The sequence below is a fragment of the Paenarthrobacter sp. 10L420 genome (assembly GCF_056395385.1).
The window spans coordinates 123,442-142,640 of the sequence record NZ_JBFTJK010000002.1; the positions used below are offsets into that span (position 1 = coordinate 123,442).

Here is a 19,199-nt window from a genome sequence, read left to right on the forward strand (position 1 = left end):
GTGTCCTTCCGGGACATGGCCAAAAGGGCAGGAAGGTTGGCAGCGCAAGTGGAAGAGAACACGGCAGCCGTGCCGCAGGAATCCCGCCAGCCATCAGCACACGACCTCGATGTCCTCAGCCGCCAGCTGGGCAGGCCGGTGCGGGACGTGGTGGAGATTCCCGCGCGCTGTGTATGTGGGAATCCGCTCGTCGCGGCCACTGCGCCCCGGCTTAGCAACGGAACTCCGTTTCCCACCACGTTCTACCTGACCCACCCGGTCATCACGTCCGCCGTGTCACGGCTCGAAGCGGGCGGGTTGATGAACGAGATGAATGATCGGCTTACTGCGGATCAGGAACTTGCGGATGCGTATCACGGCGCCCATGAGTCCTACCTGCAGGCACGCAATGAGATCGCTGGGCGTTCCGGCACGGGGGCCGTGCCGGAAATCGATGGAATCTCCGCTGGTGGCATGCCCACCCGCGTTAAGTGCTTGCACGTCCTGGTTGGCCATTCCCTGGCCGCTGGTCCCGGGGTCAACCCGCTGGGTGATGAAGCGTTGGACGCAATCGCAGAGTGGTGGACCAAGGACCGTTGCTACTGCGATGGCGCCTGGGACACTGCAGGCGAGGCTCCTTCCAGGGACCTGAGCCGTCACGGTCCTCAAGGTCTGCCTGACATCGTGGGTCGCCCGGCACCGGTCCGAAAGCCCAAGGCCGAGTCCGGCAGCGAATTGGTGGAGGACGCATGAGCCGCGTCGCCGCCATTGACTGCGGAACCAACTCCATCCGCCTCCTCATTGCCGACGCCTCGGCGGACGGGGCGCCCGGGCCGCTGACCGACGTCGTGCGTGAAATGCGCGTGGTGCGGCTGGGACAAGGTGTGGATGCTACCGGAGAACTTGCTCCCGAGGCCTTGGAACGCACCTTCTCAGCCACAGCGGACTATGCAGGACTTATCCGTGAACACGGTGCCGCGCGCGTGCGCTTTGCCGCCACCTCGGCCACCCGCGACGCCCGGAACCGCCAGGTTTTCGTTGATGGAATCCGGGAGCTTCTTGGCGTGGAGCCTGAAGTTATCTCGGGTGATGAGGAAGCTGCGCTGTCCTTCGCAGGTGCAAGCAGCGTTTTGCCCGTTACCGGCGATGACGCGGTGCTGGTGGTTGACCTTGGTGGCGGCAGCACCGAATTCGTCCTCGGCGACGCCAGCGGCGTGATTGCCGCGCGTTCTGTGGACATTGGCTGTGTTCGGCTGACGGAACGCCACCTTCGCAGCGACCCGCCTACAGCGGCGCAGATTGCAGCAGCAGAGGCCGACGTCGACGCCGCACTTGACCTTGCCGCGCAGACCGTTCCGCTGGACCGTGCCACAGCCGTGGTTGGCGTTGCGGGTTCCATCACCACCATCACTGCGCACGCCCTGGGCCTGAGCGAGTACCAGCCTGACCGGATCCACGGTGCCTACCTGGACATTGAAACCATCAGCGATGCGTGCACCAGCCTGCTGGAAATGACCCGCGACGAACGGGCGGTTCTTCCCTACATGCATCCAGGCCGGGTGGACGTCATCGGAGCTGGAGCCCTGGTGTGGCGGCGCATCCTGGGAAGGCTTGCCGCCGTGGGCAACGGTGCTATCAGCGGTGCAATTTCCAGCGAACACGACATCCTGGATGGGATTGCCCTGAGTATCCGGGACTCCGCATGACCCTGCGATACCATCGCCTGCTTTCTGCTGCCCTGGCCACGATGATGGCCGGGGGAGCACTGGCCGGTGCGCTGTTAACTGCCCCGGCAGCGACGGCGGACGCCTGGCGGGACAAGGAGTTCTGGCTCAAGGAATCGGGAATCACGAATGCCTGGCAGGTCTCCAAGGGAGCAGGCGTCAAGGTAGCCATCATCGATAGCGGCATTGACGGGAACCACCCTGACCTCAAGGGCGTCGTGGTGGGTGGAACGGACGTTTCCGGAGCTGGCGCGCCCAACGGACAGAAGAGCATCGGCGCCAAAACGGAGCACGGGACACTCGTGGCCACCATGCTGGCCGGGCGCGGACACACCACGCCCACAGCTTCCCCTTCGCCCTCAGCCTCGCCCACCGTTCCTCCCGCTGGGGGACCGGACGGAATTGTCGGCGTCGCGCCTGAAGCTGAGATCCTGGCCGTGTCCACCTGGCTGGGTTCACCGAACCCCGGAGGCAAGACGGACCAGGAACAGATTCCCGATGCCGTGCGGTGGGCTGTGGACAATGGCGCAAAGGTCATCAATATTTCCCTGGGCAGTACCTCACCGGTATGGCCGCAAAGTTGGGATGCGGCATTCCTGTATGCCGAGCAAAAGGATGTGGTGATCGTCGCCGCCGCGGGGAACCGGGTGGGTGGCAACGTGCAGGTAGGAGCTCCCGCCACCATTCCCGGTGTACTCACCGTGGCAGGGCTCGACGGCGATGGCCGGGCCAGCGTCGACTCCTCCTCGCAGGGGATCAGCATCGGCGTTGCAGCACCGGCAGAAAACCTCCTTGGCGGGATGCCCGGAGGCGGATACGCCGAATGGGCTGGAACTTCCGGGTCCGCGCCCATTGTTTCCGGCGTGGCCGCACTCATCAGGTCCAAGTGGCCGGAGATGAGTGCAAAGCAGGTCATCAACAGGATTGTGAGCACGGCCAAGGACGCTGGCGCCCCTGGCAAGGACCCGCTTTACGGCTACGGTGTGCTGAACGCAGAGGCAGCTCTGAAGGATGAGGTAGAGACCACAAGCACCAACCCGCTCGGTTCGATCGCGGATTGGATTCGTGTCCACCGGCGGGGCGACTTCAGCACCCCGTCCCAGGCGCCCGTGGCCAGTCCTACCAGCGCGCCACCTACCTTGGCAGATCCAACTGTTCCAGTTGCCGCCACTCCGGCGCACGTGGACGACGCGCTTCCGGCCGCCGTCGTACTCGGCTTCGGCGGCATCTTCGCGGTGATCCTTGTGGGCGCATCCATTCAGCTGCGCAGGGTAGCGCGGCGGCCTTCGTCTACAGGGGAAGAGGCCGAAACGGGAACGCTGGAAGCTGTGGATCCACCCACCCGGAAGTAGCTAGTGAAGATTTTCACAAAGTGCTGTACTCTGGTTTCATGGCAACCACCCCAGAGCTCATTGACCGTCCCCGGGTTCTCGTCGTCGGCGGCGGCTACGTCGGCCTGTACGTAGCCCTTAAATTGCAGAAGAAGATCGCGAATGCAGGTGGCATCGTCACCGTCGTAGATCCACTGCCCTACATGACTTACCAGCCGTTCCTCCCTGAGGTCGCTGGTGGCAACATCGAGGCACGCCACGCCGTCGTCTCCCACCGTCAGCACCTCAAGCAGACCGAACTCATCCAGGGCCGCGTCACCAGCATCGACCACGCAAACCGCACAGCGGTTGTGGCGCCTGCCAATGGTGAAGCTCCCTTCGAGATTCCGTACTTCGACGTCGTCATCGCAGCTGGTGCCATCACGCGCACCTTCCCGATCAAGGGCCTCGCTGACAAGGGCATCGGCCTGAAGACCATCGAGGAAGCCGTAGCGCTTCGCAACAAGGTGCTGGAGCGCATTGAAGCCGCTTCCATCATGACGGACCCCGCAGAGCGCGCCAAGGCACTCACCTTCGTGGTTGTCGGTGGCGGTTTTGCCGGCATCGAATGCCTCACCGAAATGGAAGACCTCGCCCGCGCCGCGGTCAAGAACAACCCGCGTGTCCGCCAGGAAGAAGTCCGCTTCATCCTCGTTGAGGCCATGGGCCGCATCATGCCCGAGGTCACCGCATCCCAGGCCGAGTGGGTTGTAGAGCACCTGCGTAGCCGCGATATCGAGGTCCTCCTCAACACCTCCCTGGACAGCGCCGAGGGCAACCTCAAGCTGATCAACCTCCCGGACAAGACGTCCGCAGGTGAAGTTGAAGCTGACACCTTGGTCTGGGCTGCCGGCGTGCAGGCCAACCCGATGATCCGCTCCACAGACTTCCCGCTGGAACCGCGCGGCCGCGTCCGCGTCCTCCCGGACCTCCGTATTGCCGGTGACGAAGGCATCGTCGAGAACGCTTGGGCAGCTGGCGATATCGCTGCTGTTCCGGACCTCACGGGCAAGGGCCTGCCGGACGGTACTTGCGTCCCCAACGCCCAGCACGCGCTCCGCCAGGCGAAGAAGCTCGCCAAGAACCTCTGGGCTTCCCGCTGGGACAAGCCGTTGCACGACTACAAGCACAAGAACCTTGGTGCTGTGGCCGGCTTCGGCGAGTGGAAGGGCGTTGCCAACATCAACCTGCTGGGCCGCATCGGCCTCAAGGGCGGCCTCGCCTGGCTGGCACACCGTGGCTACCACGGCATGGCGATGCCCACGGTTGAGCGTAAGTTCCGGGTGATCTTCGGCTGGATCCTGGCCTTCTTCGCTGGTCGCGACACCACGCAGCTGATTGACCTGGACAACCCGCGTGGCGCTTTCGTTGCAGCTGCCACCCCGGCCCCCAAGCCGGCTGCTGCACCTGCCCCCGCACCTGCTGTTACGGAAAAGCCTGCCGAGGACAAGACTCCGGTATCGGCTGACGCCAAGTAGTACACGTTCGACGACGGCTGCTCCCCTAAGGGGTGTGGCCGTCGTCGTCGTTTAAGCTGTAGCCATGCCCGGCGAAACTGATCTGAAGACCCTTCTGGCGTCACTGCATCCTGTCATCAGGGAGGGTAACTACGTGTACGCCCTCTGGCCGCATGGCAAGCCGCTGGAAGGCGACATCGAGGCCGCCGTCCGGGAGGCCGAGGGTTTGACTGTGGTCCTGCGACGGCGTGAGGCGGACAGGCTTGGCCTTTCCTACGATTTCGTGGCCGCCTGGATCACGCTGCAGATCCATTCCGCGTTGGAAGCGGTAGGGCTGACCGCAGCCGTGAGCGCGGCATTGACGCATGCAGGCATCAGCTGCAACGTCCTCGCCGGCTTTCACCATGACCACTTGCTGGTCCCCGTAGCGGACGCCGACCGCGCCCTGGATGTGTTGCGTTTGCTGGCCCGAGGGGTGGTACTGCGGACGGAACGGCCAGAAGACCGCCCTGAAATCCTGGAACTGACGGCAAAGGCGTTCTCGGTGTCTCCCATGACTGGCCAACCCGTTGAGGGGACACCCGTGGAGGTTGGCTTGCTGCGCGAGCTCTTCGAGTGCGTCGAGTACATTCCAGAGTTGAGCATCGTGGCTGAGATCGGCGGGGACATTGTTGGCTACGCCATCAGCACTCGCGGCTGGATCGGCGACCTCGAACTCTTGGGGTTGGGTCCCATCGGTGTCCTTCCCCAGTTTCAGCGACGCGGCGTCGGCTCGGCCCTCATGCGTGAGTCTGCCGCGCGCGCCACGGCGGCAGGGGAGCCTGCGATTGCTTTGCTGGGCAGCCCTCTCTATTACCCGCGCTTCGGGTACGTGCCGGCCACGTCCTTGGGGGTGGAACCGCCCCGGGCAGCCTGGGGCGATCACTTCCAGCTGCTGCCCCTTCCGGCCTGGCCCGACGGCGTCCGGGGAACCTTTCGCTACGCGGCGCCATTCGAGCGCGTGTAGCTGGGATGCCCGTCTAGCTGGGATACCATGGTGCGGGCGCCCCAATAGCCCAATTGGCAGAGGCAGCGGACTTAAAATCCGCGTGTTGTGGGTTCGAGTCCCACTTGGGGCACTGACGAAAAGGCCCTCGGTTCCCTTTGTTTACAAGGGAACCGAGGGTGTTGGTGGACCGGTTGGGTAGGCTCCCTTTTTCAACCTCGCGATCGCGTATGGTTGCATAGTGAACGCGAAGACCCATGGGCCGCTAGACAAAGGCGAGCTGCACCACGAGCGGTGCGAAAAATGCGTCGAAACGCGTCCAGCCATCAAGATGTACATCGATAATGATGATCCGCTCGTGGCCATAGACAGAAACACTCAGTGCCGTGGCCACGTCTGGGACTTCAGCGTTGGACTCATGGCTCACCATTCAGTGACAAAGACCATGGAGCACGTGGTGAGAGCATGTTCCGCGCACTCGAACTATCACCTGCACGAGGGTGACTTCCTGCGTCCTAAGAAACCGAAGGTGTCCAAAACGTTCGGAACGCTGGACAATGAGGAACAAGCCCACCAAGCTTACTTAGACTCAACTATGCGAATCATCGGTGACGCGGTGGAATGGAGGGACCAATGGCGAGCAAAGAAACATTGAAGGCACGGGCGAAAATTGCGGCCCAGTTCAGCCTGCTTATGCGCGACCCTAAGTTCTTCGCACGGGCAGAGAAGGTCATCCCGAGGGATTCGGACGGGGAATTTACAGTGGTCATCGCCGCGTCCTTCGAATCAGCTGCCCTGACAATCCATCGTATGGAGCAAGTCGGCGAGTCGGAGGCGACGCTGGTCACCGATTTTGATGACCTGCTCGACATCACGTCCTTTCAGGGGCGACGAGGTAACGGGATCTCGGCCGATACCGTAGACGTCCCTGGCGGGATGACTGTTCGAGAATGGTTAGAGATGGTGAAGGAGAACAAGCATCGAGCCTTCGGGGCACACGGTAGTGAATTCGCTGCCGAGCTCTCGAACCTGAGTTTGGCTCAGGTTTAGAAGACAAGAAAGACCACCGCCCTTTACACGGTGGGGTTTTTCGCGCCTCGACTCCAGGCTTCGACAACATCAATGTCTGCCTTGCGGGCTTTTTGCCGCCCCACGTGCCCGGCAACGAGTACGCTGACCGCTGCAAATCCTAGATTGCAGACCCCTGTCGTCATCCTGGCCATTCAGCGCCTGCCGTCCCTGATCTGATAAAGCCGGGGCTTGGATAGGCCGGTGGCTTCGATGAGGTCCTTGAGCCGGATGTCGTCATCTGAAAAGGCTTCCCGAATGAGGGTGCGTAGTTCCACGTCCAGGCGTTCGGCCTCGGCGGCGGCCTTGGCTTTCGCTTCGGCCGCCGCCCTGATTTCTGGGAGATCAACCATGCCGGCGCCGCCTTACGAGGATGATTCCGGCAACCACCGCGACCACAACCCAAGCTGCCAGCAATCCGAAGCTGACTACGGGGTACATGCCGCCGGACACTACGGCCCCTGCGCCGACGGTGATGCCGGTGGAAACGATGGTGATGAACAACGGATCTTTGACGGTCTTCATGTGCTCTCGAATGTTCGCTAGTTTGGGTGTGGAACGGGGTAATTTCTCAGTGGTGGAATGATGAGTTTCGTGACGGACTCCAATGCCTCCCCAGCGAGTCCCACTTGGGGCACTGAGCGGAAGGGGAGGACGTTTCCTCCCCTTCCATGTGTCAGCCACTCTTCAGAGACTTTTCCCAGCAGGCTCGTAGATTCCCCACAGGCAACGAGTGTTATAGGGATGTGACCTGAATCACTTATCTTCCCGGATCAATTGCACTAGTTTGAGTCTTAATCAGGAACACCTGAGTTATCGCATCAAAGGCAGTTCGCACCTTTCGATCGAGGAGACAACGAATGTTTGATCTTTCCCAAGCGGCGCCCCGAGCCGCCAAGCTTACAGCGCTTGGCATTGGGGTTGCCCTCCTGGCCACAGCTTGTGGTGGGTCCTCCACGCCGAGCCAAACCGGGTCAAGTTCCGCCGCCGCTGCAGGCATCTCCTGCCCGGCTCCGAGTGCAGGGGCGGGAGCCAGCAACAGCCAGGCTGCTACCAACACGGGGCCCGTACCTCCCTCGACCACCACTACCTCCACTCCTCTGAAACTTGGATCGCTTCTGCCGACAACGGGGTCGCTCGCGTTCCTCGGCCCACCCGAAGTTGCTGGCGTCAACCTCGGTATCAAGGAAGTCAATGATGCTGGCGGCGTTCTCGGCGCTCCCGTTTCGGTGGTGCACCGTGACTCGGGTGACACCAAGACCGACATCGCAACCCAGTCCACCACCGCCCTCCTGGGCCAGGGCGTGAGCGCCATTATTGGGGCGGCCTCGTCCGGTGTTTCCAAGACGGTCATCAACCAGATCACAGGCGCAGGTGTGCTTCAGTTCTCCCCGGCAAATACGTCGCCCGACTTCACAACATGGGATGACAAGGGCCTCTACTGGCGCACGGCACCCTCCGACGTCCTGCAGGGCAAGGTTCTCGGCAACTACATGGCCACCTGCGGCGCTCAGACCGTCGGCATGATCGTCCTCAACGACGCGTACGGAACCGGCTTGCAGAAGAACGTTAAGGCGGCCTTTGAAGCTGCCGGCGGCAAGGTGGTAGCCGAGGAACTGTTCAATACCGGCGACACCCAATTCAGCAGCCAGGTGGACAAGGTCATTGCGGCAAAGCCCGACGCCATTGTCCTGATTACATTTGATGAAGCCAAGAGCATTATTCCACTTGTCACAGGCAAGGGGGCAAAGCCCGGACAGCTGTTCCTGGTTGATGGCAACACCACCGACTACAGCAAGGACTTCCAACCGGGCACGCTCACTGGCGCTCACGGAACATTCCCTGGCACTTTCGCGGCCGAATCGTTCACCAAGTCACTTCTTAGTGTGGATCCGGCTTTGAAGGACTTCACATACGGCGGTGAGTCTTACGATGCAGTAAACCTGATTGCTCTCGCCGCTGAGGAAGCCAAGAGCACCAAGGGCGCTGATATCGCAGCCAAGCTCAAGGACGTATCGCAGGGTGGCGAGAAGTGCAACAACTTCGCCAGCTGCGTCACGTTGCTTCGTAACGGCAAGGACATCGACTACGACGGCCAGTCGGGTCCAATCACGTTCTCGGATGCGGGTGACCCGACGGAAGCCTATATCGGCATCTATCAATACACCAACGAGAATAAGCTAATGCCCGTGAAGGCGGAGTTCGGCAAGCTCTAAGCCAAGGCCCGGCTAGACCGCAACACAGAACAGGTCCCCTTCCTCTCCAGGAAGGGGACCTGTTCTGTGTTGTGGGGCCTGGTGTGCGTGCTTGGGGTGGTTTTGGGCGAAGAGCGGGCCTCGCACGGGCGGGGAACGACGGAGGGCCCCAGGTAACCCAGAGCCCTCCGTGCGTGTAAAGCGGCTGCTAGACCTCGTCGGCGAGGGTTCCCAGGTACAACTGGATGACCTTGGGGTCCTTCATGAGCTCGCGTCCAGTGCCTGTGTAGGCGTCCTTCCCTTGGTCCAGGACGTAACCGCGGTCGCAGATCTGCAGGCAACGGCGGGCGTTCTGTTCCACCATGATGACTGAGACGCCGGCGCGGTTGATCTCGTGGACCCGAAGGAAGGTCTCGTCCTGCTTGACGGGGGAGAGACCCGCCGAAGGCTCATCGAGCAGGAGCACTGCAGGATCCATCATGAGTGCCCGCCCCATGGCGACCATCTGGCGTTCACCGCCTGAGAGGGAACCGGCTCGCTGGGCACGTCGCTTGGCCAGTTCGGGGAAGAGGCTGGCAACGAAGTCGAAGCGCTCGGCGAACGCCTTGGGCCGCTGGAACATGCCCATCTGGAGGTTCTCTTCGATGGTGAGCGTGGCGAATACGTTGTTGGTCTGGGGGACAAAGCCGACGCCCTGGGTGACAAGCTTGTTGGCCTTCAATCCTGTGAGATCCTGACCCCGGACTATTACAGTGCCGGAGTGGACCTTGACCAGGCCGAACATGGCCTTCAGCAGGGTGGATTTACCGGCGCCGTTGGGTCCAATAATGCCGATCAATTCACCCTTGCGTGCCTCAATGGAGCAACCATTGAGGATGTTGACGCCGGGAATGTAGCCCGCCACCAGGTTGGTGACTTTGACGACCGAATCGCTGGCTGGGGCATCTGCCGAGGCGGGCATTGCGCTGGTGCTGCTCATTTCCCGTCCTCCTTCTTGGTTTCTACGATGTCGGACAGGATGCCTGCGTCTTCGGTTCCCACTACCGACTCTTCGTCGGCCTCAAGTTCTGCCTCGAGCACCTTGATGCCTTCTGCGTCGCCGAGGTCAACGTCGTGGTGCGCGCCAAGGTAAGCATCGATCACGGCAGGGTTCTTCATGACTTCCCCGGGAGGGCCTTCGGCCACGATCTTTCCTTCTGCCATGACTACTACCCAGTCTGCGATGTGGCGCACCATGTTCATATCGTGCTCCACGAACAGGACCGTCATGCCTTCAGCCTTGAGGTTTTTGATGTGGTCCAGGAGGGACTGGGTCAGTGCGGGGTTCACGCCGGCCATGGGCTCGTCGAGCATGACGAGCTTGGGCTTCACCATGAGGGATCGTGCCATCTCCAGGAGCTTACGCTGGCCGCCGGAGAGGGAAGCGGCGTAGTCATCCCTCTTGGTGTCCAGCTTGAACTTCTCCAAGAGCACGTGTGCCTGTGCCGTGATCTCCTTCTCCCGGCCACCCCACATGCCCTTGAACAGGGCTTTGGAAAGACGCTCGCCTGGCTGGTCCGCTGCACCGAGCCGCATGTTTTCCATGACTGTCAGCTTGCCCATGACTTTGGTCAGCTGGAATGTCCGCACCATGCCCATGCGGGCCACTTTGTAGGACGAGACGCCGGCAATACTGTTTCCTTCGAACTGCCACTTGCCCGTGTTTGGCGTGTCGAAGCCGGTGAGCAAGTTGAACAGGGTGGTCTTGCCGGCACCGTTTGGCCCGATCAATGCGGTGATCTTGTGGCGGGGGATCTCCAGGTATTCCACGTCCACGGCGTTGATGCCGCCGAAGGAGCGGGTGACGTTTTCGGCCACGACGATCGGATCGCGCTTCTTGCAGCCAGGGGTATTTTCCCCGACCGCAATAGGACGCGAATCGGTCATGTAGTCGATGCCTGACTCGTCGCTTGGGATGGCGCGGTGGGCTGAGCCACCAGTGCCGGAAGGGGTAACCGGATTGGTTGGGTTGTTGCTGTTTGGTTCGTTGGTCTCACTCATGCGAAAGCAAGCTCCTTCTTATTGCCGAAGACGCCTTGCGGGCGGAAGATCATCAGGAGCATCAGTGCCACACCAACAAGGATGTAGCGCAGCTGGCCGGCCTGAACGGTGGTCAGCCAGGTGACGACTCCGGATTCGATGAGCCCATAAAGCAGGCTCTGCGTCAGCGAGAGCACTACCCAGAAGATCATGGCTCCGATCACCGGGCCCAGGACGGTGGCCATGCCACCGAGCAGGAGGCAGGTCCAAAGGAAGAACGTGAGCTCAGTGCCGTAGTTGGAGGGCTGGACGGCGCCGCGGGGGAGGGTGAAGATCATGCCGGCGAGGGCGCCCAGGATGCCACCAATAATGAGGGCCTGCATCTTGTAGGAATAGACATTCTTGCCGAGTGACCGCACCGCGTTCTCATCCTCGCGGATGCCCTTCAGGACGCGCCCCCAAGGGCTGCGCATCAGCAGCCAGACCAGCAGGCAGCAGATAATGACCAGGCCCCAACCCACAACCCGGATAAAGAAGTCACGGTTGTTCATTCCCATGTAGGACCCCTCAGGGAAGGGATTCATGGAGTAGAAGCCACCCTCGAATGCGGCCAGGCCGTTTGCCGAACCCGTGACGCTGGTGAGTTGGTTGGTAGTGACGACGTAGCGCACAATTTCCGCTGCTGCGATAGTGACGATAGCGAGGTAGTCCGCCCGCAGGCGCAGTGTTGGAATACCCAGGATGAACGCGAAGATTACCGAACACAGGACCGCGATAAGCAGGCCGATGAAGAACGGAGTTTTGAAAGTCAACGTGGAGATGGCGAAGCCGTAGGCGCCCACTGCCATGAAACCGGCCTGACCGAAGTTCAACAGGCCTGAGTAGCCGAAGTGTACGGCCAGGCCCAAAGCGGCAAGCGCGTAGGCCGCCGTCGTCGGGCTGAACAATTCGCCAAGGGCGCTGGAAAGAATAAATCCGAAGTCCATGGCCCGCTCCTAACCCACACGCTCACGCCGGCCGAGGATACCCTGCGGTCGGAACAGAAGAACAACAATCATGATGAACAAAGCGCCAACGTACTTGAGGTCGGCAGGGAGGCCAAAGACGGTGGTCAGCTCCACGAAGATTCCGACGACGATGGAGCCGAGCAGGGCGCCGAAGACGGTGCCCAGGCCACCGAGCGTCACGCCGGCGAAGATGAGCAGCAGGATTTGCGAGCCCATGTCGAACGTCACCCCGGGCCGGTAGTAGGCCCACAGGATGCCGCCGAGGGAAGCCAGGACGCCGCCAACGATCCATACGAGCCGGATGACCGAGTCGACGTCGATGCCCGAAGCCGCGGCCAGAGCCGGGTTGTCGGCCACCGCACGGGTTGCCTTACCAAGACGGGTCTTCAGCAGGACTATGCCGATCATGGCAATCACCACGGCACTGATCAACAGGGACCAGAGGTTGTTCGGAGAGATGGAAATGGGCCCGATCTGGACCTCAGCGCTTTGGGCTCCGGGCAGCTGTTGGGTGGCGCCGCCGAAGAAGAACTGGATGACGTAGCGGATAGCCAGGGCAAGGCCGATGCTGACAATCATCATGGGCACCAGGCCCGAGCCGCGCCGCCGCAAAGGCCGCCAGAGCCCGGCATCCTGGACATACCCGAAGAGCCCGCCGCCGATCAGCGACAGCAGGATGGCCAGCCAGAACGGCAACCCAAAACTGTTGAGCATGAAGACGAGCACGGCACCCATGGTCACCATCTCGCCGTGGGCGAAGTTGGTAAGGCCTGTGGTGCCGAAGATAAGGGACAGGCCGACGGAGGCAAGTGCCAGCAGCAGGCCGAAGCTCAGCCCGGCAACCAGGCGGTTGAGGAGGTTTTGTCCGAAGTCTTGTTGCTGGACGACGATGCCCTTACCGAAGGCGAAGATGACTGACAGGTTGGACGTCTGGCTGAAGGTGACATCGCGGGGGTTCTCCTGACCATCGGCAAGTTTGATGCCTTGGGGCAAGGTGGAGGTATCCAGCTCAACTCTGTACGTGCCTTGTGTGGGGACGCCTATGTTCCAAGCGCCGTTGGCTCCGGAAGTTGCTTCGCCCTCAAACCCGTTGCCCGAGGCCTTGATCTTCACGCCCGGAATGGGAGCACGGGCATCATCGCGGAGGAAGCCGCTGATATTGTCTTGGAAATTCGTTGGGGATGGCGAAGGCGAGGGGGTGGTTGCCTCCGCCGCGGGGGCGGCGATCAACAGAGTGGCAATGAGGGCTGCGAAGAACGCCCCCACGGCTCTCTGCAGTCCCTTGGACCGTCTCATGGACGGGTCGCGCAGTGTGCTTCTCAAAATGGAAACCTCCACAGTGGGGGTGGTCCCGGCTGCGCCATTGCAGCCGGTGCGAACGGTCATGGGGCTTGTGAACAGTTCTTGCCTAGCTGCCTCGATTGTGATCTAAGTCACCCATGTGTGGCCTATGTTACCGCTCGCTGCGGCTAAAAAATGCACAGCATAGAGGTCAGAAGATAGCGATCGGATAACAACTGTGAAGCTATAGGCAACAAGCAATCTTCCACATTCGTGTCACGGTTGAGTTTCGTCTGGGTGAACAAGGGAACTTTCCATGCCTTGGGCGCGTGGTAATTGGTACCGTGAATTATCACTTAGCCCTTTTTCAGGAGGACACCCGCAATGGCACTTGGCGGAAACCCTATCTTCAACGGAAAGAATTTCCGTGGAGCCAAACAGGCACCGCCTGTTCCGCAAAATCCGTATTCCAACCAGTACGGCCAGCAGTTTAACCAGGCTCCAGGCCGCGCGCCTGGACAGGTCCTCGACGCCGGGTCCGCTTGGTCCGCCTCGCAGCAGAACATGACCAACGAACAACTGCAGCAGATGTACAACCAGCCTGCAGCAGGACCTGCCGACACCGGCCGGATGACCTACGACGACGTCATCATGAAGACCGTCGCCTGCCTTGTTGCCTTGGTCGTGGGCGCGGGCATCACTCTCTTTGTAGCACCGGCCCTGTCGAGCATGCTGATGATCGTCGGCGCGCTGGGCGGATTCGTGCTCGCACTGGTCAACACGTTCAAGAAGCAGCCTTCGCCGGCACTGATTCTGGCATATGCGGGTCTTGAGGGACTCTTCCTCGGTGGCCTGACCCGGATTCTTGACGGAATGTTCCCCGGCGTGGGCCTCCAAGCGGTCATCGGTACCTTGGCAGTCTTCGGCGTCACGCTGCTGCTCTTCAAGAGCGGCAAGGTCCGCGCCACACCCAAGATGGTGCGCTTCTTCATGATCGCCACCATCGGCTACGCCGTCTTTGCGCTGATCAACCTCGTCATGATGTGGACCGGTGCGGTTCAGGAACCGTTCGGCCTGCGCACGAGTATCACGATTGCAGGCATCCCCCTGGGTGTCTTCATTGGCATCCTGGCGATTGGCCTGGCAGCCTTCTCGCTCATCATGGACTTCACCAGCATCGAACAAGGCGTCCGTGCCGGCGCACCTGAGCGCTATTCCTGGATCGCTGCCTTCGGCCTGACCGTCACGCTGGTTTGGCTCTACGTCGAAATCATCCGGCTTCTGGCGATTTTGCGCGGCGACGACTAAGTCCGCCCAAGTTCAAGAAAAATGCCCCCGAATTACTTCGGGGGCATTTTTCTTTAAACGGCGACTTGGCTAAAACAGTGACGTGGCGCAGGACACCTCAACTCAGGCGTTCGAAAACAACAGCCATTCCCTGGCCGCCTCCAACGCATAAGGTGGCCAGGCCAAGGGTTCCGTCGCGTTCCTTCAAACCATTGAGGAGCGTGGTGGTCATGCGCGCTCCGGTCATGCCGAAGGGGTGCCCCAGGGCAATGGCGCCACCGTGCACGTTGAGCTTCTGTGGGTCGATGCCAAGTTCACGGGCGCTCGCAACCACTTGGACGGCAAAGGCTTCGTTGAGCTCCACGAGGTCGATGTCGTCAATCGTCAGTCCTGCCAGTGCCAACGCCCGCCGCGTTGACTCAACTGGTCCCATGCCCATGAGTTCGGGTGACAGGGCGGAAACGGCGGTGGAGACAACTCGTGCCAACGGTTGAATTCCAAGTTCGCGTGCGCGCGCGTCACTCATGACCAGGACGGCGGCGGCGCCGTCGTTCAGTGGGCACGCATTCCCCGCCGTCACTGTGCCTTGGGGCCGGAAGACGGGGTCCAGGGCGGATACAGCCTCCAAGGTCACTCCCGCGCGAGGAGAGTCGTCCCGGTCAACCAGGGTGCCGTCCTTGCGCATGTACGGTGTGATCTCTCGTGCGTAGAAACCCGAGGCAATGGCTGCTTCAGCGCGATTCTGGCTCAGCACGCCCCACTCGTCCTGCTCTGCCCGACTGATTCCATAGCTGGTGGCAACATTCTCGGCTGTCTGGCCCATGGCGATATAGACGTCAGGAAGCCTCCCGCCAAGCCGCGGATCCGTCCAGGGAATATTCGACGCCGCCCGGGCCGCTGTCCGTTGGGCTGCTGATTCGAAGAGCGGGTTGTGATTGCCGACGTCGGTCTGTCCGGCCCCTGCCCAATTCTGGTATCTCGAGACGCTCTCCACCCCGCCCGAGATGACCGCGTTCGCTTCACCGGCCTTGATGGCGTGGAAGGCCATGCGGAGAGTCTGGAGGCTGGACGCGCAGAACCGGTTGATGGTAGCCGCCGGTACGCGGTCCAGGCCTGCGAGGACGGCGACGACGCGGGCCATGTTGGAGCCCGCTTCGCCACTGGGTTCGGCACAGCCCAGCAGGAGGTCATCCAGGCCGCCTTCATCTTCGGCGGCAGGATCGAAACCCGGAACTTTCGCGAGTGCGGCCTGCACCATGGCGGTAGCAAGGTCGTCGGGGCGTTCGTCCTTGAGGGAGCCTTTGAAGGCCCGCCCAATTGGACTTCTGGCAGTGGAAACGATGACAGCCTCAGTCATGGCCCCAGCTTACGCCCGGCGTCTGGAAGGAAGGCGGGCGTAAGCCTGAGAGGTCAGGCCAAGCGAAGTGCGCCTGCTGCTGGAGTCACGGTGAAGATGTCCGGCGCGGTGAAACCGCTCTCGGCAAAGGAACGCACGACGGCGTCACGCACCTGTTGCTCCTGGCCTACAGGGGTCAGGGCGATGGCGGAGCCGCCGAAACCCCCGCCCGTCATGCGGGCACCAATCGCGCCGTTGGCCCGGGAGGTCTCCACGGCGAGGTCGAGCTCGGGGCAGGAGATCTCGAAGTCGTCGCGCATTGACACGTGGCTGGCGTCCAACAAGGCGCCAATGCTGGCCGGGCCTTGGCTGGTGAGGATTTCCACGGTCTGGAGTACGCGGTCGTTTTCTGTGACCACGTGGCGGACCCTGCGAAGGGTTGTCTCATCCAGCAAGCCCGCGGCTTCCTCCAACGATTCCACGCCGACGTCGCGCAGTGCTTTGACGCCGAGGATTTCGGCACCCAACTCGCAGGAGGCGCGCCTGGAGGCGTAACCGCCGTCGGCGTGTGAATGCGACACCTTCGTGTCGATGACCAGCAGGACCAGGCCCGATGCTTCGGCGTCGAAAGGGACAAGGTCAACGTGCTGGTCCCGGCAATCCAGGAACACAGCATGACCCTTGGCGCCGCGCAGAGAAGCGGATTGATCCATGATGCCGGTGGGTGCGCCGACGAACACGTTCTCAGCACGCTGGGTGGCGAGCACCAAGTCCTCTGCGCCTAGGCCTGCCCCCGTGAGGTCGTTGAGGGCAGAAATGACGGCACATTCAATCGCGTGGGAGGAGGAGAGCCCAGCGCCCAGCGGAACGTCCGAATCGAGCAGCAGGTCAAAGCCGGGCACGTCGATGCCACGCTCTTTCAGGGCCCAGGCAACGCCGAGGGGGTAGCGTGACCAGCCCTGGCCGGATCCCGGTTCCAGGCTTGAAAGGTCCGCTTCCACCAAGCCATGACCTCCGAACAGGGACAGCAGCCGCACCGTGGAGTCTGCACGGAGTCTGACGGCAACCTTGGCGGTCTTATCAATCGCGAACGGCAGGACGAAGCCCTCGTTGTAATCCGTGTGTTCGCCGATCAGGTTCACGCGACCCGGTGCCTGCCACACGCCGTCGGGAACTGAACCAAAAGTTTCCTGAAAGCGGGCAGAAAGCACGCTGGTGTCAGTGCTGGTGGTCATGCTCGGGTGCCTTGCAGGGTGTTGGTCAACTGCGTGGCAGCAGCGACTTCGCGGAGTCGCTCCGCCACAGCTTCGGGGGTGGTGTCATTGATGAACGCTCCCATGGCTGCTTCGGAGCCCGCCAAGTATTTGAGCTTATCGGCAGCGCGGCGCGGTGAGGTGAGCTGCAGGTGCAACTGCCCCGCCGGGCGCAGGATCGGGTCCAGGGGTGCCTGGTGCCAGGCGGAGATGTAGGGCATGGGGGTGGGGTAGAGGGCATCAAGCCGCTTCAGCAGGTCAAGGTAGACGTGGGAGAGCTCGTCGCGTTCTTCGCCCGTCAGGGCCGCGAGGTCAGGGACGCTGCGGTGGGGGACAAGGTGGATTTCCAGAGGCCAGCGGGCTGCAAAGGGCACGTAGGCGCTGAAGTGCTTGGCTTCCAGAACCATCCGGCTGCCATCCTCGCGTTCTGCCTTCAGGAGGGACGCGCCAAGCGTTTCTTTCGCGTCGACGTCGTCGTAGTATTTGCGGGCTACCGCGCCCAAGGTGGCGGCCCGGGGCGTGACGTAGGGGTACGCGTAAATCTGGCCATGGGGGTGATGCAGGGTGACTCCGATATCGGCGCCGCGGTTCTCGAACGGGAAGACCTGCTTGATGCCGGGCAGGGCGCTCAATGCTTCTGTGCGCTGTGCCCAGGCTTCTATGACGGTGCGGGCGCGGGTCTCTCCCAATTCCGCGAAGGATCCTGTGTGCTGGGGAGTAAAGGCCACAACTTCGCAGCGACCGAAGGCAGGCCCGGTGACGCCGTGGCCGGCGAATCCATGACCCGGAATCTGAGGGATGTCGCCCAGCGCAGGTCCCAGCGAGGGGAATCTGTTTTCAAACACCACGACGTCATAGTCGGAGGCCGGAATTTCCGAGGGATTCGCCGCTGTCGTGGGGCAGATAGGGCACTGGTCGGCCGGGGGGAGATGGGTGCGGCTTTGGCGGTGGGCGGCCACTGCTACCCATTCGCCGGACAGGGCGTCGTACCTGACCTCGCCGGGCTCGCCACGGGCCGGAAGCTCGCGGTGGTCCACCAGCGAGTCCGGTGTGCGCTCAGGAGTTCCGGGGTCATCAAAGTAGATCAACTCACGGTTGTCAGCGAGGCGGGTGCGGGTCATACGGCTCATGGGTCCATCATCCCACAAAGCAATCAAAAACGCATAGTTTCAAACAAAAGCTAACATCCCTCATTGGCTGGGAACGGGACGGCATGCAGTACGGTATTGCCATGTCTGCCTCTTCCCCATCTGCCCAAAGCCCGCTCGAATCAGCACCCCGACGCTTCGCCACCGGCCGCCAATTCGAGCTTCGCCGGGACGATGCGCTCGCCATCGTGACCGAGCTCGCGGCAGGTCTTCGACTGTACTCTCGCGGCGGCGTCCAACTCACCGAAACTTACGGTGACGCCGAGATTCCGCCAGGCGCCACGGGCATCACGCTCGCCCCCTGGGCCAACCGGGTGGAGGATGGCGTCTGGTATCTCAACGGCAAAAAGCAGCAGCTCGATATCACCGAGGTCTCACGCAACAACGCCAGTCACGGACTGCTCCGCAATGCCGGTTACGCCCTGGTAGACGAGTCTGAGTTCTCCGTGACCCTTGAAGCTACCGTCTTCCCACAGCATGGCTACCCCTTCCTTGTCCGTCACCTCGTTCAGTATGAGCTCGACGAAAACCTGGACCTTCGCGTCTCGCAGACGATGGTCAACGATTCACAAGATGGTGCTCCCGTCGTCCTTGGCGCCCACCCCTACCTGCGGCTGGGCGACGTAGCCCCTGAAGATTTGGTCCTGACGGTCAAGGCAGCCACCCGCCTGGTAGCAGACGAGCGGTTGATTCCCCGCAGCACCACTGCCGTGGAGGGAGATTTTGACCTTTCCTCAGGTCGCTCAGTGGGCAGCTTGGACATCGACGTCGCCTTGACGGACCTGACGTTCGACGGCGGCGTGGCCCGCCATACGCTGACCGCGCCGGATGGACGCAGCGTGTCACTTGAGCAAGACCAGAACTGCCAATATGTCCACGTGTTCGTCACGAACACCTTCCCTGGCCGATCAAAAGTAGTCGCCATAGAGCCCATGACAGGTCCAGCCAACGCCTTTAACAGCGGGGATGGTTTGCTTTGGCTTGCGCCAGGGGAGACGTTGACCATGACGTGGGGGATTACGGCCTCCCTCTAGGCCATGCGCGCGGCGGGCCGGTTTCCCATACGGGGCGGGCTGCGGAATTATGGGTT

At 61.9% G+C, this 19,199-nt stretch carries 19 protein-coding genes and 1 tRNA gene; 10 read left to right on the top strand and 10 right to left on the bottom strand.

The genetic code is table 11. The features are described 5' to 3' along the window. Positions 1-48 precede the first annotated feature (48 nt). The 6 genes from AC1DD5_RS05810 (at position 49) to AC1DD5_RS05835 (ending at position 5,648) form a co-directional block, all read left to right on the top strand. Positions 49-732 carry a DUF501 domain-containing protein gene (locus tag AC1DD5_RS05810; protein ID WP_442002708.1) on the top strand — a complete coding sequence of 228 codons (684 nt, stop codon included), beginning with the start codon at positions 49-51 and terminating at the stop codon, positions 730-732. Next, on the top strand, positions 729-1,685 hold the full coding sequence (locus AC1DD5_RS05815; protein ID WP_477520830.1) for a Ppx/GppA phosphatase family protein: 957 nt from the start codon (positions 729-731) through the stop codon (positions 1,683-1,685). Before AC1DD5_RS05810 ends, AC1DD5_RS05815 begins: the two co-directional genes overlap by 4 nt. Then, positions 1,682-3,055, top strand: a complete 1,374-nt coding sequence (locus AC1DD5_RS05820) for a S8 family serine peptidase (protein WP_477520831.1) — start codon at positions 1,682-1,684, stop codon at positions 3,053-3,055. The genes AC1DD5_RS05815 and AC1DD5_RS05820 overlap by 4 nt, the downstream gene beginning before the upstream one ends. Positions 3,056-3,093: 38 nt before the next feature. Then, positions 3,094-4,551 (top strand): NAD(P)/FAD-dependent oxidoreductase, encoded by a 1,458-nt coding sequence (locus AC1DD5_RS05825; RefSeq protein WP_477520832.1) that lies wholly within the window; start codon positions 3,094-3,096, stop codon positions 4,549-4,551. Between the two features lie 64 nt (positions 4,552-4,615). Further along, the gene (locus tag AC1DD5_RS05830; RefSeq protein WP_477520833.1) at positions 4,616-5,536 is read left to right on the top strand and encodes an N-acetyltransferase; all 921 of its coding nucleotides are present in this window, start codon (positions 4,616-4,618) and stop codon (positions 5,534-5,536) included. A 38-nt stretch (positions 5,537-5,574) separates the two neighbouring features. Further along, a tRNA-Leu gene (locus AC1DD5_RS05835) sits at positions 5,575-5,648 on the top strand. Positions 5,649-5,780: 132 nt separating this feature from the next. Here AC1DD5_RS05835 and AC1DD5_RS05840 read toward each other — a convergent pair. Continuing rightward, positions 5,781-5,945 carry a hypothetical protein gene (locus tag AC1DD5_RS05840; RefSeq protein ID WP_477520834.1) on the bottom strand — a complete coding sequence of 55 codons (165 nt, stop codon included), beginning with the start codon at positions 5,943-5,945 and terminating at the stop codon, positions 5,781-5,783. 203 nt (positions 5,946-6,148) lie between these two features. Here AC1DD5_RS05840 and AC1DD5_RS05845 point away from each other — a divergent pair, with 203 nt between their 5' ends. Continuing rightward, positions 6,149-6,565 (top strand): hypothetical protein, encoded by a 417-nt coding sequence (locus AC1DD5_RS05845; protein ID WP_477520835.1) that lies wholly within the window; start codon positions 6,149-6,151, stop codon positions 6,563-6,565. Positions 6,566-6,738: 173 nt separating this feature from the next. On the opposite strand, the gene AC1DD5_RS05850 is transcribed toward AC1DD5_RS05845, so the two are convergent. After that, positions 6,739-6,936, bottom strand: coding sequence for a hypothetical protein (locus AC1DD5_RS05850; protein ID WP_477520836.1), 198 nt, complete (start codon positions 6,934-6,936; stop codon positions 6,739-6,741). Beyond that, a complete protein-coding gene (locus tag AC1DD5_RS05855) occupies positions 6,929-7,108 on the bottom strand; it encodes a hypothetical protein (RefSeq protein WP_477520837.1) in 180 nt (59 codons plus the stop codon). The genes AC1DD5_RS05850 and AC1DD5_RS05855 overlap by 8 nt, the downstream gene beginning before the upstream one ends. Positions 7,109-7,443: 335 nt before the next feature. Here AC1DD5_RS05855 and AC1DD5_RS05860 point away from each other — a divergent pair, with 335 nt between their 5' ends. Then, positions 7,444-8,799 (top strand): ABC transporter substrate-binding protein, encoded by a 1,356-nt coding sequence (locus AC1DD5_RS05860; protein ID WP_442002644.1) that lies wholly within the window; start codon positions 7,444-7,446, stop codon positions 8,797-8,799. 187 nt (positions 8,800-8,986) lie between these two features. On the opposite strand, the gene AC1DD5_RS05865 is transcribed toward AC1DD5_RS05860, so the two are convergent. From AC1DD5_RS05865 to AC1DD5_RS05880, 4 genes are read right to left on the bottom strand one after another with little or no spacing between them, the layout of a single operon-like run. Further along, positions 8,987-9,757, bottom strand: coding sequence for an ABC transporter ATP-binding protein (locus AC1DD5_RS05865; RefSeq protein WP_431119032.1), 771 nt, complete (start codon positions 9,755-9,757; stop codon positions 8,987-8,989). Further along, positions 9,754-10,818 carry an ABC transporter ATP-binding protein gene (locus tag AC1DD5_RS05870; RefSeq protein ID WP_477520838.1) on the bottom strand — a complete coding sequence of 355 codons (1,065 nt, stop codon included), beginning with the start codon at positions 10,816-10,818 and terminating at the stop codon, positions 9,754-9,756. The genes AC1DD5_RS05865 and AC1DD5_RS05870 overlap by 4 nt, the downstream gene beginning before the upstream one ends. Further along, positions 10,815-11,783, bottom strand: coding sequence for a branched-chain amino acid ABC transporter permease (locus tag AC1DD5_RS05875; protein ID WP_477519534.1), 969 nt, complete (start codon positions 11,781-11,783; stop codon positions 10,815-10,817). The genes AC1DD5_RS05870 and AC1DD5_RS05875 overlap by 4 nt, the downstream gene beginning before the upstream one ends. 9 nt (positions 11,784-11,792) lie before the next feature. Beyond that, positions 11,793-13,190: a branched-chain amino acid ABC transporter permease gene (locus AC1DD5_RS05880; protein WP_477519535.1), complete on the bottom strand. Its 1,398-nt coding sequence runs from the start codon at positions 13,188-13,190 to the stop codon at positions 11,793-11,795. Between the two features lie 279 nt (positions 13,191-13,469). Between AC1DD5_RS05880 and AC1DD5_RS05885 the strand changes: the two genes are divergently transcribed. After that, the gene (locus AC1DD5_RS05885; protein ID WP_477520839.1) at positions 13,470-14,393 is read left to right on the top strand and encodes a Bax inhibitor-1/YccA family protein; all 924 of its coding nucleotides are present in this window, start codon (positions 13,470-13,472) and stop codon (positions 14,391-14,393) included. Between the two features lie 97 nt (positions 14,394-14,490). Here the strand turns inward: AC1DD5_RS05885 and AC1DD5_RS05890 are convergent, their stop codons facing one another. Genes AC1DD5_RS05890 through galT form a run of 3 tightly spaced genes read right to left on the bottom strand, consistent with a single transcriptional unit; the run spans position 14,491 to position 18,091 of the window. Further along, positions 14,491-15,729, bottom strand: coding sequence for an acetyl-CoA C-acetyltransferase (locus AC1DD5_RS05890; protein ID WP_477520840.1), 1,239 nt, complete (start codon positions 15,727-15,729; stop codon positions 14,491-14,493). Positions 15,730-15,782: 53 nt separating this feature from the next. Further along, positions 15,783-16,943, bottom strand: coding sequence for a galactokinase (gene galK / locus AC1DD5_RS05895; protein WP_477520841.1), 1,161 nt, complete (start codon positions 16,941-16,943; stop codon positions 15,783-15,785). Continuing rightward, positions 16,940-18,091 (bottom strand): galactose-1-phosphate uridylyltransferase, encoded by a 1,152-nt coding sequence (gene galT / locus AC1DD5_RS05900; RefSeq protein WP_477520842.1) that lies wholly within the window; start codon positions 18,089-18,091, stop codon positions 16,940-16,942. Before galT ends, galK begins: the two co-directional genes overlap by 4 nt. A gap of 101 nt (positions 18,092-18,192) precedes the next feature. Here galT and AC1DD5_RS05905 point away from each other — a divergent pair, with 101 nt between their 5' ends. Then, positions 18,193-19,143 carry an aldose 1-epimerase family protein gene (locus AC1DD5_RS05905; protein ID WP_477520843.1) on the top strand — a complete coding sequence of 317 codons (951 nt, stop codon included), beginning with the start codon at positions 18,193-18,195 and terminating at the stop codon, positions 19,141-19,143. Positions 19,144-19,199: the final 56 nt, after the last annotated feature.

Excerpts from the sequence above, each read along its gene's own strand:
- AC1DD5_RS05815 (WP_477520830.1), top strand. The coding sequence starts at position 729 with ATGAGCCGCGTCGCCGCCATTGACTGCGGAACCAACTCCATCCGCCTC.
- AC1DD5_RS05820 (WP_477520831.1), top strand. The coding sequence starts at position 1,682 with ATGACCCTGCGATACCATCGCCTGCTTTCTGCTGCCCTGGCCACGATG.
- AC1DD5_RS05825 (WP_477520832.1), top strand. The coding sequence starts at position 3,094 with ATGGCAACCACCCCAGAGCTCATTGACCGTCCCCGGGTTCTCGTCGTC.
- AC1DD5_RS05830 (WP_477520833.1), top strand. The coding sequence starts at position 4,616 with ATGCCCGGCGAAACTGATCTGAAGACCCTTCTGGCGTCACTGCATCCT.
- AC1DD5_RS05840 (WP_477520834.1), bottom strand. The coding sequence starts at position 5,945 with ATGGTGAGCCATGAGTCCAACGCTGAAGTCCCAGACGTGGCCACGGCA.
- AC1DD5_RS05845 (WP_477520835.1), top strand. The coding sequence starts at position 6,149 with ATGGCGAGCAAAGAAACATTGAAGGCACGGGCGAAAATTGCGGCCCAG.
- AC1DD5_RS05850 (WP_477520836.1), bottom strand. The coding sequence starts at position 6,936 with ATGGTTGATCTCCCAGAAATCAGGGCGGCGGCCGAAGCGAAAGCCAAG.
- AC1DD5_RS05855 (WP_477520837.1), bottom strand. The coding sequence starts at position 7,108 with ATGAAGACCGTCAAAGATCCGTTGTTCATCACCATCGTTTCCACCGGC.
- AC1DD5_RS05860 (WP_442002644.1), top strand. The coding sequence starts at position 7,444 with ATGTTTGATCTTTCCCAAGCGGCGCCCCGAGCCGCCAAGCTTACAGCG.
- AC1DD5_RS05865 (WP_431119032.1), bottom strand. The coding sequence starts at position 9,757 with ATGAGCAGCACCAGCGCAATGCCCGCCTCGGCAGATGCCCCAGCCAGC.
- AC1DD5_RS05870 (WP_477520838.1), bottom strand. The coding sequence starts at position 10,818 with ATGAGTGAGACCAACGAACCAAACAGCAACAACCCAACCAATCCGGTT.
- AC1DD5_RS05875 (WP_477519534.1), bottom strand. The coding sequence starts at position 11,783 with ATGGACTTCGGATTTATTCTTTCCAGCGCCCTTGGCGAATTGTTCAGC.
- AC1DD5_RS05880 (WP_477519535.1), bottom strand. The coding sequence starts at position 13,190 with ATGACCGTTCGCACCGGCTGCAATGGCGCAGCCGGGACCACCCCCACT.
- AC1DD5_RS05885 (WP_477520839.1), top strand. The coding sequence starts at position 13,470 with ATGGCACTTGGCGGAAACCCTATCTTCAACGGAAAGAATTTCCGTGGA.
- AC1DD5_RS05890 (WP_477520840.1), bottom strand. The coding sequence starts at position 15,729 with ATGACTGAGGCTGTCATCGTTTCCACTGCCAGAAGTCCAATTGGGCGG.
- galK (WP_477520841.1), bottom strand. The coding sequence starts at position 16,943 with ATGACCACCAGCACTGACACCAGCGTGCTTTCTGCCCGCTTTCAGGAA.
- galT (WP_477520842.1), bottom strand. The coding sequence starts at position 18,091 with ATGAGCCGTATGACCCGCACCCGCCTCGCTGACAACCGTGAGTTGATC.
- AC1DD5_RS05905 (WP_477520843.1), top strand. The coding sequence starts at position 18,193 with ATGTCTGCCTCTTCCCCATCTGCCCAAAGCCCGCTCGAATCAGCACCC.